6 protein-coding genes and 1 pseudogene are annotated in these 12,922 nt (G+C 67.0%); 3 read left to right on the top strand and 4 right to left on the bottom strand.

Translation table 11 applies throughout. The annotated features are described in order from the left end of the window. Positions 1 to 336 precede the first annotated feature (336 nt). The gene (locus VB738_RS10650) at positions 337 to 3,069 is read left to right on the top strand and encodes an HAD-IC family P-type ATPase (protein ID WP_323305730.1); all 2,733 of its coding nucleotides are present in this window, start codon (positions 337 to 339) and stop codon (positions 3,067 to 3,069) included. 82 nt (positions 3,070 to 3,151) lie between these two features. Here the strand turns inward: VB738_RS10650 and psaB are convergent, their stop codons facing one another. Together psaB and psaA are read right to left on the bottom strand one after the other, a co-directional pair. After that, entirely contained in the window at positions 3,152 to 5,374 is a 2,223-nt protein-coding gene (psaB, locus tag VB738_RS10645; protein ID WP_323305729.1) for a photosystem I core protein PsaB, read from the bottom strand. Positions 5,375 to 5,394: 20 nt separating this feature from the next. After that, a complete protein-coding gene (gene psaA / locus VB738_RS10640) occupies positions 5,395 to 7,698 on the bottom strand; it encodes a photosystem I core protein PsaA (protein ID WP_323305728.1) in 2,304 nt (767 codons plus the stop codon). 423 nt (positions 7,699 to 8,121) lie between these two features. On the opposite strand from psaA, the gene VB738_RS10635 reads away from it, so the two are divergent. Further along, positions 8,122 to 9,378 carry a hypothetical protein gene (locus tag VB738_RS10635; RefSeq protein ID WP_323305727.1) on the top strand — a complete coding sequence of 419 codons (1,257 nt, stop codon included), beginning with the start codon at positions 8,122 to 8,124 and terminating at the stop codon, positions 9,376 to 9,378. Positions 9,379 to 9,419: 41 nt separating this feature from the next. Further along, the gene (gene cobJ / locus VB738_RS10630; RefSeq protein WP_416233176.1) at positions 9,420 to 11,189 is read left to right on the top strand and encodes a precorrin-3B C(17)-methyltransferase; all 1,770 of its coding nucleotides are present in this window, start codon (positions 9,420 to 9,422) and stop codon (positions 11,187 to 11,189) included. A 561-nt stretch (positions 11,190 to 11,750) separates the two neighbouring features. Here cobJ and VB738_RS10625 read toward each other — a convergent pair. Continuing rightward, positions 11,751 to 12,110 (bottom strand): DUF302 domain-containing protein, encoded by a 360-nt coding sequence (locus VB738_RS10625; protein ID WP_323305726.1) that lies wholly within the window; start codon positions 12,108 to 12,110, stop codon positions 11,751 to 11,753. 18 nt (positions 12,111 to 12,128) lie between these two features. After that, a pseudogene (locus tag VB738_RS10620) lies at positions 12,129 to 12,653 on the bottom strand (DUF305 domain-containing protein). Positions 12,654 to 12,922: the final 269 nt, after the last annotated feature.

The following is a 12,922-nucleotide window of genomic DNA, read 5'->3' as shown; positions in this document are numbered from 1 at the left end:
CAGGGTCCGTTTGAAGCTCATTCCGTTGGGCACGATGGCAAGACCTATGGCGTCCTTCAGTGATCCGAGCGAAACAGTGTCAGGTCTTCGATCGTCAGCTCAATGGCGCGCTCAGACGCGTTGATTCGCGGGGCCTGGGAACTGAGTGGATGCCGAGGAGCCGTCGGCGATTTCCCTGCAGGAATCAGCCCTCTTGAACAGGCGCACAGGCGCTCCAGCCAACCCCATCCCTTTGCATTGCAGGTCTGACACCGCTGCACGGGGCATCGCTGCTGCACCGGCCCTCAGGCGCCAGGACGTGCGCTATGGCTTGGGGCTAGAACCTGACCGCCCCCCATGCCGCCTGTGCCCGCTCCAGCCCATGCCCGGCCAGGGGCCGATGTGGTGGAGGCCCTGCAGAGCGATGCCACGAGCGGCCTGAGCGAGGCGGAAGCCAGTCGGCGGCTCCATGGCCATGGCACCAATACGCTCACGATCCGTGGCGGCAAGCCCGGCTGGCTGAAGTTTGTCCTGCAGTTCAACAACCCCCTGTTGATCACCCTGCTGGTGGTGGGGGCGGTGAAGGCACTGCTGGGTCACCCCCGCGATGCTCTGGTGATCTGGAGCGTCACGGTGATCAATGCCGTGATCGGCTTCGTGCAGGAGAGCAAGGCCGAAAACGCCATCGCCGCCCTGGCGCGGTCGGTGCGCACCGAGGTGGAGGTGGTGCGCGCTGGCGCGCGCCAGCGCCTGGCCTCGGAGCAATTGGTGCCAGGTGATCTGGTGCAGCTGGAGGCTGGGGCGCGGGTGCCGGCCGACCTGCGGTTGCTGGAAGCCCGCCACCTGCAGACCGATGAATCGGCCCTCACCGGGGAATCGATGCCGGTGCACAAGGGCACCACCGCCGTCGAGGCGTCCGCCCCCCTGGCGGAGCGGATCGGCATGGCCTATGCGGGCAGCTTCGTGACGAAGGGTCAGGGACTGGGGCTGGTGGTGGCCACCGGGGATGACACCGAGGTGGGCAGCATCTCCAGCTCCCTGCAGGACCAGGTGGATCTCACCACCCCGCTCACCCGCAAGTTCGGCCGCTTCAGTCGCAGCTTGCTGCAGGTGATCCTGGTCATGGCCGGGCTCACGTTTCTGGTGGGGCTGGCGCGGGGGCGCGGCGTCGATGAGATGTTCGATGGGGCCGTGGCCCTGGCGGTGGGCGCGATCCCGGAAGAGTTGCCGGCGATCGTGACGATCACCCTGGCCATCGGCGTGAATCGCATGGCCAGGCGGAGGGCCATCATCCGCAAGCTGCCGGCCGTGGAAACCCTGGGCAGCACCACCGTCATCTGCTCCGACAAGACCGGCACCCTCACCCAGAACCGGATGACGGTGCAGCACCTCTACGGGGGCGGCCAATCGGTGGCGATCGAGGATCTCTGGCCGGGCCAGGGCCTGGCCGGCCCCACGAATGTGGCCCTGCAGGAAACCCTGCTGGCGGGCCTGCTCTGCAACGACGCCCGACCCAGCAACCGTGAGGGGCTGGTGGGGGATCCCACCGAAACGGCCCTGCTGGTGGCCGCTGACGCGGCCGGAATCGACCGCCAGGACGCTCTGGATCGCCATCCCCGCCGCGATGCCATTCCCTTTGCTTCGGAACATCAGTTCATGGCCACGCTGCACGGCAGCGATCGCATCCTGGTCAAAGGCTCGGTGGAGGCCGTCCTGGATCGCTGCAGCCGGCAGCTGGATTCCCTGGGCCACCCCGAACCCCTCGACCGAGAGGCCATCGAAGCGGCCGTCGGGGCGATGGCGGCCAGCGGAGAACGGGTGCTGGCCTTTGCCATTGGCCAGGCCGAGGCCTCCCAGCACCAGCTGCAGCACCAGCATGTGGCAGAGGATCTGGATTTCCTCGGTCTGCAGGGGATGCTGGATCCACCACGCCCCGAGGCGATCCGGGCCGTGGCGGCCTGCCAGGCGGCAGGCATCGCAGTGAAGATGATCACCGGCGATCACCTGGAAACCGCCCGGGCCATCGCCCGCGAGATGGGCATCGGGCGCGCTCCGGCCGGCGTGGCTGAGCCACTGGCGGCGATCGATGGCCGCCAGCTGGCCGAACTGGATGCGGATGGCATCGCCGAGTGCGTCGACCGGGTGGACGTGTTTGCCCGGGTGGCGCCGGCCCAGAAGTTGCAGTTGGTGCAGGCCCTCCAGGCCAATGGCGAGGTCGTGGCCATGACCGGCGACGGCGTCAACGACGCGCCCGCCCTCAAGCAGGCCGACATCGGCATCGCCATGGGCGCCGGCGGCACCGAGGTGGCACGCCAGGCCGCCGACGTGCTGCTCACCGACGACAACTTCGCCACGATCGAAGCGGCGGTAGAAGAGGGCCGCTCGGTCTACCTCAACCTGCGCAAGACCCTGGCCTTCGTACTGCCGGTGAATGGCGGCGCCTCGATGACGATCCTGCTGGGGGCTGTGCTTGGCACCGCCCTGCCGGTGACGGCTGTGCAGGTGCTCTGGCTCAACATGATCTGCTCGCTGACGATGTCGCTCGCCCTGGCCTTCGAGCCGATCGTCCCCTGGTTGATGCAACAGCCGCCCCGGCCACCGCAGCAGCCCCTGCTCACCGGCGGCCTGATCCGCCGGGTGCTGGTGGTGTCGTTGTTCAACTGGGGGGTGATCTTCGGGCTGTTCCTCTGGAGCACGCAGCGCTACGGCGACCTGGCCTTGGCCCGCACCATGGCCATCCAGGGTCTGGTGTTGGCCCATCTGGTCTATCTGGTGACCATCAGCCAGCTGCGCACCGCTCTGCTGGCCCTGCCACGACTGGGCTGGCGTGCCTTCACCCAGGCACCGGCGGTGCTGCTCGGCATCGCTGGCACGGTGGCGGTGCAATGGATCTTCAGCCAGACCGCGGTGATGCATCGCTTCTTCGGCACCGCCCCGCTCAACCTGGAGCAGCTGGCCATCTGCGCCTTGCCCCTTCTGCTGGTGCTGCCCGTGGCCTGGTTGGGGGAGCGGCTCGATCCCACCGATGGCAGGGTTCGTAAGCCCTTCAAGGGTTCTCCCACCGGCCTGGACATCCAGCCAAGACCATAAAAAACCCCCGGTATTGACCGGGGGTTGAGAGGTCCCTCGAAGATTCGAGAAGGGGCGTTGACGGGATTCGGGAGCCGGAGGCTCAGCCGAACTTGCCTGACGTGGACGCGATCAGGAAGGCCGCGTACGTGAGGATGTAGCCGATCGTGAAGTGGGCGAGACCCACCACACGGGCCTGAACGATCGAGAGAGCGACGGGCTTGTCGCGCCAGCCCACCAGGTTGGCGAGGGGCGTGCGCTGATGCGCCCAGACGATGGTTTCGATCAACTCCTGCCAGTAACCCCGCCAGGAGATCAGGAACATGAAGCCGGTGGCCCACACCAGGTGACCGAAGAGGAACATCCAGGCCCAGACGGCCAGGTTGTTGGATCCCATCGGGTTGTACCCGTTGATCAGCTGGGAGCTGTTGAGCCACAGGTAGTCACGGAACCAGCCCATCAGATAGGTGCTGGATTCGTTGAACTGGGCCACGTTGCCCTGCCAGATGGCGAGGTGCTTCCAGTGCCAGTAGAAGGTGACCCAACCCACGGTGTTCAGGGCCCAGAAGACAGCCAGGTAGAAGGCGTCCCAGGCCGAGATGTCGCAGGTGCCGCCACGGCCGGGGCCGTCGCAGGGGAAGGAATAGCCGAAGTCCTTTTTATCGGGCATCAGCTTGGAACCCCGGGCGTCCAGGGCACCCTTCACCAGGATCAGGGTGGTGGTGTGCAGACCCAGCGCGATGGCGTGGTGCACGAGGAAGTCGCCAGGGCCGATCTGCAGGAACAGGGAATTGCTTCCCGAGTTCACCGCATCCAGCCAGCCGGGCAGCCAGACAGCGCCGTTGTTGGGCCACGCCGTTGAGGCGATGCTGTCCGCATTGGCCAGCAGGATATCCATGCCGTAGAGGGCTTTGCCACTCGAGGCCTGGACGAACTGGGCGAACACCGGCTCGATCAGGATCTGCTTCTCGGGGGTGCCGAAGGCGACCACCACGTCGTTGTGGACGTAGAGACCCAGGGTGTGGAAGCCGAGGAACAGGGAGACCCAGCTCAGGTGGCTGATGAGGGCTTCCTTGTGCTCGAGCATCCGGGCCAGGACGTTGTCCTTGTTGGCTTCCGGGTCGTAGTCACGGATGAAGAAGATCGCACCGTGGGCGAAGGCACCGCACATCAGGAAGATGGCGATGTACTGGTGGTGCGTGTAGAGGGCCGCCTGGGTGGTGTAGTCCTTGGCGATGAACGCGTAGGACGGCAGCGCGTACATGTGCTGCGCCACCAGGCTGGTCACGACTCCCAGGGCAGCCAGGGCGAGGCCCAGCTGGAAGTGGAGGGAGTTGTTGACGGTGTCGTAGAGGCCCTTGTGGCCGGCACCCAGATCACCCGGGGTCCCCTTGGGGGGGTTGTGGGCGTCGAGGATCTCGCGGATCGAGTGGCCGATACCGAAGTTGGTCCGGTACATGTGGCCGGCGATCACGAAGATGCAGCCGATCGCCAGGTGGTGGTGGGCGATGTCCGTGAGCCACAGCGCTTCGGTCTGGGGGTGGAAGCCACCCAGGAAGGTGAGGATCGCGGTGCCTGCCCCCTCGGACGTCCCGAACACCTGGTTGGCGGTGTCGGGGTTCTGGGCATAGACACCCCAGTTGCCGGTGAAGAACGGAGCCAGACCGGCGGGGTGGGGCGAGACCGAGAGGAAGTTGTCCCAGCCGACGTGCTGACCCCGGGATTCGGGGATAGCGACGTGGACCAGGTGACCGGTCCAGGCGATGGAGCTGAAGCCGAACAGGACAGCCAGGTGATGGTTGAGCCGCGATTCAGCGTTCTTGAACCAGGCCAGGGACGGCAGGAACTTGGGCTGGAGATGGAGCCAGCCGGCAAACAGGGCCCATGCCGAGAGGATCAGCATGAAGATGGAACCCTGGTAGAGCTCCATGTTGGTCGTCATGCCGATCGTGTACCACCAGTGGTACAGACCGGAATAGGCGATGTTCACCGGAGAGGAGGCACCCGCCTGGGTGAAGGCGTCGATGGCGCCTTGCCCGAAGTGGGGATCCCAGATCGCGTGAGCGATGGGACGGACGTGCAGCGGATCGGCGACCCACTGCTCGAAGTTGCCCTGCCAGGCGATATGGAACAGGTTGCCCGAAACCCAGAGGCCGATGATCGCCAGGTGACCGAAGTGGGTGGAGAACAGCTTTTGGTAAAGCCGCTCCTCCGTCATTCCGTCATGGCTCTCGAAGTCGTGAGCCGTGGCGATGCCGTACCAGATACGGCGGGTTGTCGGGTCCTGTGCCAGACCCTGGCTGAACGAAGGAAATTTCGTTGCCATTGGGAAAGGTCAGGTGGAGGTCAGCCGACCGCGATGAGTCGGGACAGGAAGAAGGCCCAGGTGGTCGCGATACCGCCCAGCAGGTAATGGGCGACACCGACGGCACGGCCTTGGGTGATGGAGAGCGCCCGCGGTTGGATGGCGGGAGCCACCTTCAGCTTGTTGTGAGCCCAGACGATGGACTCGATCAGTTCCTGCCAGTAGCCGCGGCCGCTGAAGAGGAACATGAGGCTGAAGGCCCAGACGAAGTGGGCACCCAGGAACATCAGACCGTAGGCACTGGAGGACGAGCCGTAGCTGTTCAGCACCTGGGCGGCCTGAGCCCAGAGGAAGTCCCGGAGCCAGCCATTGATGGTGATGGCGCCTTGGGCGAAGTTGCCGTTGGTGATGTGCTGGACGCTGCCGTCTGCGTTGACGGTGCCCCACACGTCGCTCTGCATCTTCCAGCTGAAGTGGAAAATGACGATCGACAGGGAGTTGTACATCCAGAACAGGCCGAGGAACACGTGGTCCCAGGCCGACACCTGACAGGTACCGCCACGGCCGGGACCGTCGCAGGGGAAGCGGAAGCCCAGGTTCGCCTTGTCGGGGACGAGGCGGGAGCTGCGCGCATAGAGCACACCCTTCAGCAGGATCAGCACGGTGACGTGGATCGTGAAGGCGTGGATGTGGTGGACCATGAAGTCGGCCGTTCCCAGGGGGATCGGCGCAGCGGCCACCTTGCCGCCGACGGCGACGACAGCGCCGTTGAACACTTCACTCACACCGGCCAGCGCATTGGGAGCGGTGGTGCCGGCGGCAGCGGCGTGCAGGCCCTGGATCCATTGCGCGAAGACGGGCTTCAGCTGGATCGCGGTGTCGCTGAACATGTCCTGGGGACGTCCCAGGGCACTCATGGTGTCGTTGTGGATGTAGAGGCCGAAGCTGTGGAAGCCCAGGAAGATGCACACCCAGTTCAGGTGGCTGATCAGGGCGTCACGGGCTTTCAGCACCCGATCCAGCACGTTGTCGATGTTCTTGGCCGGGTCGTAGTCGCGGATGAGTGCGATGGCCGCATGGGCACCGGCTCCGACGATCAGGAAGCCGCCGATCCACATGTGGTGGGTGAACAGCGACAGCTGGGTCGGGTAGTCGATACCGATGTAGGGATACGGAGGCATCGCATACATGTGGTGCGCCACGATGATCGTGAGCGAACCGAACAGCGCCAGGTTCAGACCCAGCTGGGCGTGCCAGGAGGTGGTCAGGAATTCGTAGAGCCCATCGTGGCCTTTGGGCGCGGGGAACAGCAGGGGATCACCCTTCTGACCCTCGAGAATTTCCTTGATGCTGTGACCGATGCCCCAGTTGGTGCGGTACATGTGGCCAGCCACGATGAACAGCACCGCGATCGCCAGGTGGTGATGGGCGATGTCGGTCATCCAGAGGCTGCCGGTCACAGGATTCAGACCACCCTTGAAGGTGAGGAAATCGCTGTAGGCGGCCCAGTTGCCGGTGAAGAAAGCGGAGATACCCGCACCGAAACCAGGGAAGAGCTGGGCCAGCACGTCCTGGTTGATGAACTCGTGGGGGAGCGGGATGTCGGCGACCGACGCGATGGTCTTGCCGTTGAGCACCAGCGGGTTGCCGGCGTCGATGGCGTCCATCAGCTGGGTGGTGGGCAGCGACACGTGCAGCAGGTGACCTGTCCAGGACAGGGACCCGAGCCCGAGCAGGCCGGCCAGGTGGTGGTTGAGCATGGACTCAACGTTCTGGAACCACTCCAGCTTCGGCGCTGCCTTGTGGTAGTGGAAGACACCGGCGTTGAGCATGAGACCGGCCATCACCAGGGCACCGATGGCGGTGCAGAGGAGCTGGAACTCGTTGGTGAACCCCCAGGCTCTCCACACATGGAAGAGGCCGGAGGTGATCTGGATGCCGTGGAAGCCGGCACCCACATCGCCATTGAGAATTTCCTGGCCGAAGATCGGCCAGACCACCTGCGCACTGGGTTTGACGTGCAGGGGGTCGGCCAGCCAGCCGGTGTAGTTGGAGAAGCGGGCTCCGTGGTAGAAGGCGCCGCTCAGCCAGATGAAGATGACGGCCAGATGGCCGAAGTGAGCGCTGAAGATCTTCCGGGAGACCTCTTCAAGATCGCTCGTGTGGCTGTCGAAGTCGTGAGCGTTGGCGTGGAGGTTCCAAATCCAGGTGGTGGTTTTGGGACCTTTGGCGAGGGAGCGATCGAAGTGCCCGGGCTTGCCGAGAACATCGAAGTCGACGGGAACGGGGTTCCGGTCAACCATGTCCTTCGCCGTTTTCCCACGCTCTGGTGGGCTGATGGTCATCGAGACGTTCCTCGAGGGACGGGGTCGAGGTGGAGGTCCACCCCTTCGACGGACGCCGGGGGAAGGTCATGCGACCGTCCCGGCCCCATCGGTGGGCCCCATGGCCGGGAAGCCCCGACCATGGGCACCAGTCGCGGTGGGGGAGAGATCCCTTGCAGCGACTGGGGCTTTGGGCCCCGAAAGGGGACCGCTGGCGGAAGTATAGGGGTCGAAAACAAGGCGATTCGGTCGCCAGTTACAAAGGTTTAATCCCAGCGGTTCCAAGGCTGCGACTGAGGTCTGGCGACATGTTGTCAACAACGTAACAATCGGGAAAACGACGGGGTTTCTATAACCCCTTGCTGCATTTTGCAGCGATTTCAACAGTCGATCAGCCCTCCACGGGCCCCGACGCAGAATGGCGCCACGAACGACGGAGCGCGCGTGAGCGACAGGGAAGTGGGGCGTGGCGCCGCGGAACGGGCGGTCCGTAGGTACTTCTGCCGAGCCGGCCTGCTGGCGGCCGCCCTGCTGCTGGTGCTCACCCTGGCGCCTCCCGCCGCGCTTGCCTTCTCCCTGCCGGGTCGGCGGTCACCCGCCGCGGCCCCAGCCACCCCGGCCATGGGACGCTCCAGCCAGCAGGAGGTGGCCCCACCCCTGGCGGTGCAGCAGCTGCAGGAGGCCCTCGAGGCGCGACGCCCCCGGGTGGAGATCGTCTCCCCCGCCGACGGCGCCCTGGTGCCGGCCGGTCCCTGGACCCTGCAGCTGCGGGTGGAGGACTGGCCCCTGGTGGATGCCGGCCCCCTCGGTCTCGGCCCCCACCTGGTGGTGCAGCTGGATGGGGATGCCCCCCTGCCGCTGACCGCCACCTCCACCACGATGCGGCCGCTGGAACCGGGCAGCCATCGGCTCACGGTCTATGCCGCCAGGCCCTGGGGAGAGGCGGTGAAGGGCCCCGGTGCCCAGCGCCAGATCCGGGTGCACCGGGTGGCTGCCAACCCGCTCGGCCAGCCCGCCCCGGGCAGCCCCCAGCTGATCGCCGTCAGCCCCCGGGGGACAGCGGCCAGCACGCCGCTGCTGCTCGACTGGCTGCTGCTGGAGGCCCCCCTGCAGAACCTGCGCAGCGGCGATGCCAGCTGGCGGCTGCGGGTCAGCATCAACGGCGACAGCTTCCTGGTGGATCGCCAGACGCCCCTGTGGCTGGAGGGCTGGCGCACCGGCAGCAATGCGGTCCAGCTCGACCTGCTCGACGGCCTGGGCGAGCCCCTCAACCCTCCGTTCAACAGCCTGGTGGGCGAGGTGATCCTGGAGCCCGGTGGCGAGGCGCCCCGTTGGCAGAAGGGACGGCTGACCGCCGCCGAGCTGGCCATCCTGGTGGGTGAGGCCCCGCCGCCGCCCGCTCCGGAGCCGCCGCCCGCTCCGGAGGCCGAGCCGGAGCAGGCGGCAGAAACCGACGCCACCACGGCGCCGGAGGCCACGGCGATGGCGGAGCCGACGCCACCGCAGGAGACCGAGGAGCCGCAGATGCAGGAGCCCCTGGGGATGGAGCCGCAGCTGGAGCTGCAGTCGGAGCAGGAGCCCACCGGGCCGGAGGACGCTGCAGCTCCGGAGAGCGACCCGGACATCCCCGACCCGGCCGAGGGGCCGGCCCCGCAGGGGAGCCCGGTGGCGGCCCCGCTCGACGGGGGGGTGACCCCTTGAGCGACCCGACGCGGCGACACATCGGCCTGGGCTTCAGTCCCATGGCCACCGCGATGCTGCAGCGGCTTCGCCAGGCCGGCCTGGTCCACGTGGTACGGGACCCGGAGGAGGCGGAGGCCTCCGCCCCGTGGCTGGCGCGGCACTGGGGGACGGCCGACGCGGTGGTGGCCGTCGGGGCCTGCGGACTGGTGACCCGGCTGATCGCCCCGCTGGTCGGCGACAAGCAGAGCGATCCGGCCGTGCTGGTGGTGGACCCCCGGGGCCGTTTCGTGGTGCCCCTGCTGGGGGGCCATGGCGCCGGCGGCGACCGGCTCGCCGAGGAGATCGCCGCCCTCGTCGGAGGCCAGGCCGTGCTCACCGGTGCCGGCGCATCCCAGGGCCGGCTGCCCCTGGATGCCTTCGGCCAGGCCTGGGGCTGGCGCCGCGGCGCCGGCGACTGGCGGAGCCTGATGGTGGAGGCGGCCGGCGATTGCCGCCCCGTTCTGCGCCAGGAGGAGGGCACCACCCTGTGGGAGGAGCTGGAGGCCACCGGCAACTTCAAGACCGAAGGGGGCGAGGCCGATGGCAGCAAGGCCCATGGCGAGGCGGCCCTGGTGATCGGGCCCCGCAGCGGCGCGGGCTGCCGCTGGCATCCACCGAGCCTCTGGCTGGGCATCGGCTGCGAGCGGGACACGAGCCTGCCGGTGCTGGAACGGCTGGTAGCACAAGGCCTGGCGCAGCAGGGACTGGCCCCGGAGGCCGTGGCGGGTTTGGCCAGCATCGATCGCAAGGGGGATGAACCCGCCCTGCTGGCCCTGGCGGAGCAGCACGGCTGGCCCCTGCGCCTCTATGACGCCGCCACCCTGGCGGCGGTCACCGTGCCCCATCCCTCCGAGGCGGTGGCCCGGGAGATGGGCACGCCCAGCGTGGCCGAAGCCGCCGCCCTGCAGGCGGCATGGGAGGCGGCTTCGGAGGCGCCTCGCCTGCTGCTGGAGAAGCGGATCGGCCGTGCCGCCACTGGGGAGCGGGGTGCCGCCACCCTGGCGGTGGCCCTGGCCACGCGCCAGTGGGCCCCGCAGCGGGGCAGCCTGCATCTGGTGGGCAGCGGTCCGGGGCCGATCGACCTGCTCAGCGGCGATGCCCGCCGGGCCCTGGCCACGGCAACGGTGTGGGTGGGCTACGGGCTCTATCTCGATCTGCTGGAACCCCTGCGGCGCCCCGACCAGCTGCGCCGCGAGGGCCGGCTGACGGAGGAGCGGGCCCGTTGCGCCGAGGCCCTCGACCTGGCCCGCCAGGGTCTGGACGTGGCCCTGATCTCCTCCGGGGACAGCGGCATCTACGGCATGGCGGGTCTGGCGCTGGAGCTCTGGCTGCAGCTGCCGGTCCTCGACCGGCCGGCCTTCACGGTGCACCCGGGTCTGTCGGCCCTGCAACTGGCCGCCGCCCGCGCGGGTGCCCCGCTGATGCACGACTTCTGCACCATCAGCCTCAGCGACCGTCTCACCCCCTGGGAGGTGATCGAACGGCGGTTGAAGGGGGCCGCCAGCGGCGACTTCGTCGTGGCCCTCTACAACCCCCGTTCCCTCGGCAGACCGTGGCAGCTGGGCCGGGCCATCGAACTGCTGGGTGAAGGCCGGCCGGCCAGCACGCCGGTGCTGCTGGCCCGCCAGCTGGGGCGCGCCGAAGAGGCGCTCAGCCTCCACACCCTGGGCACCCTGCCCGAGGACAAGGTGGACATGCTGACCCTGGTGCTGGTGGGCAACAGCTCAACACGCATTCAGGACGGCCGCATGGTCACCCCCCGGGGCTATCCAGGAGCCGCCCTGGCCTGAGGGTGAAGAGAGAAAAAATCGGGATGACAGGATTGGATCGCCTTGTCATAGAGCCGGATCATGAAGTAGCACCTGAGGGTGATACCTGAGACGGATTAAGGCTCCTTCCATGAGAATAAACGAAGGAGGTTCTTCGTCAACCCTTTGCCCGCGATCAGGCGAGCACCGTTTCTGGCCTCCGCCTTGAACGCCGCCCAGTCACAAGGCTGATTGCTCCGAGCCCTGCAGCCCCGGAATCCCAAGGAAGCCGCCCATGGCCCTTGGCCTCCTTCCGCCGCGACATGGACCCCACCTACAAGGCCAAGCGGCCTTCCATCGCCCAGCGGCGCCAGCGCCACCGCGAGCAGGTCTGGGAGAACTCGGACCCCCCAGGGACCTGGCTGCTGCCCATGTCAGAGGAGTTGCAGGCCCAGGCACAGCCTCAGACTGTTCAGCGCTACATCAGAGACTGACGCAGGGGCCACACCCTGCTCGGCCTGCCACATCTTGCGCTGCTCACCGCAGCATGATCTCCACTCTCAACACGCCTTCGTTGGAACACCATCAGGCCGGGGAATTGCTTCACGGACGCACCGCTCGGGCTACTTCACTCAGGGAGGGGTCATCTGAGGGAGTAGCGAGAATCGCCTCGTGGCGGATCACGCCGAGGCGGGTCTGGCCGGCTTCGGTGTAGAAGGAGATCCGGTAGGGCAGAGCCATGTCGAACGCCATCGTGGTGCTGAGCACCTCGGCGGCCTGCTGGGAGTTGCACAACTCAAAGATGCGGCACTGTTCCGGGAACGGCAGGCCCTTGCTACGCAGGGTGTTGCCCAGATCATGGACGGCCAGCACGCCGAAGCCATGCTCCGCCAGCGCCTCCCACAGGGCCACACTGGCCTCATCGATAGATTTCGGTCTGACGAGGGTCAAGAACGGATCCATGGGAGATCTCAGGTGAGGTCAGGGCGTTCCGTGCCAGCTGCGGTACCACTGCGTCATCTGTTCGATCTCCTGGCTCTGGACCTTCACCATGGCCTGCTGCATCGCCTTCAGCTGCGGATGCTGGCTGTTGGTCTGGGCCATTGAGGCCATCATCACGCCCATGCGGTGGTGGGGAATCATCTGCTCGATGAAGGCACGATCGAATTTGGCGGAGTTCTTCAGGGCGGCCAGGCTGGTGCCCATCATTCCCATTCCGCTTCAGCAGCCCATGCCCATGCCAGGACCCATGCCACCACCCATGTCCATCCCCATACCCATGCCGCCGATGCCAATGGCTCCTCCGCTCGTCCAGCTGGGAACGTCCACGCCGAACCACTGCCGGAACCAGGTCCGCATCTGGGTGTTCTCCTGCGTCTGGCTGGCCTTGATGTTCTTCGCTAGGGCCTTGATCTCGGGTCGCTTCGCGCGGGTGAGGGCGAGATCTTCCATGGCGATGGCGCCGTCATGGTGAAGGATCGTCATCACGACGAAGTGCTGATCCATCGACTGGGTGCCCATCCGCCCCGGACCGCCCAGCCCCTTCCCATCCCGCTTCCTGCTGGGTCGCCGTCTGGGGAGTTCCAGATAGCGCTGGAGCCCTATTGCCCTTGCCCTCTGGCCCTCCGATCGTTCCTGTATCGGCAACCGAGAGGCTCCAGACGATGGACGGCACCCAACCTCAGCAGGCGTCTGGAGCGCGCTGACGATCCAGCCCCTGCTCCAACACTCTCGACGGATCTCTGACGTTCCAGGCGTGTCACGCCGTCGCCGTC

The sequence above is a fragment of the Cyanobium gracile UHCC 0139 genome, assembly GCF_034931325.1.
In the GTDB taxonomy this organism is placed as follows: Bacteria; Cyanobacteriota; Cyanobacteriia; order PCC-6307; family Cyanobiaceae; genus Cyanobium; species Cyanobium gracile_B.
The sequence above is the reverse complement of the archived record's forward strand: the minus strand, read 5'-3'. Positions and strand labels throughout refer to the sequence as shown.

Excerpts from the sequence above, each read along its gene's own strand:
- psaB (WP_323305729.1), bottom strand. The coding sequence starts at position 5,374 with ATGGCAACGAAATTTCCTTCGTTCAGCCAGGGTCTGGCACAGGACCCG.
- cobJ (WP_416233176.1), top strand. The coding sequence starts at position 9,420 with ATGGCCACCGCGATGCTGCAGCGGCTTCGCCAGGCCGGCCTGGTCCAC.
- VB738_RS10625 (WP_323305726.1), bottom strand. The coding sequence starts at position 12,110 with ATGGATCCGTTCTTGACCCTCGTCAGACCGAAATCTATCGATGAGGCC.
- VB738_RS10650 (WP_323305730.1), top strand. The coding sequence starts at position 337 with ATGCCGCCTGTGCCCGCTCCAGCCCATGCCCGGCCAGGGGCCGATGTG.
- psaA (WP_323305728.1), bottom strand. The coding sequence starts at position 7,698 with ATGACCATCAGCCCACCAGAGCGTGGGAAAACGGCGAAGGACATGGTT.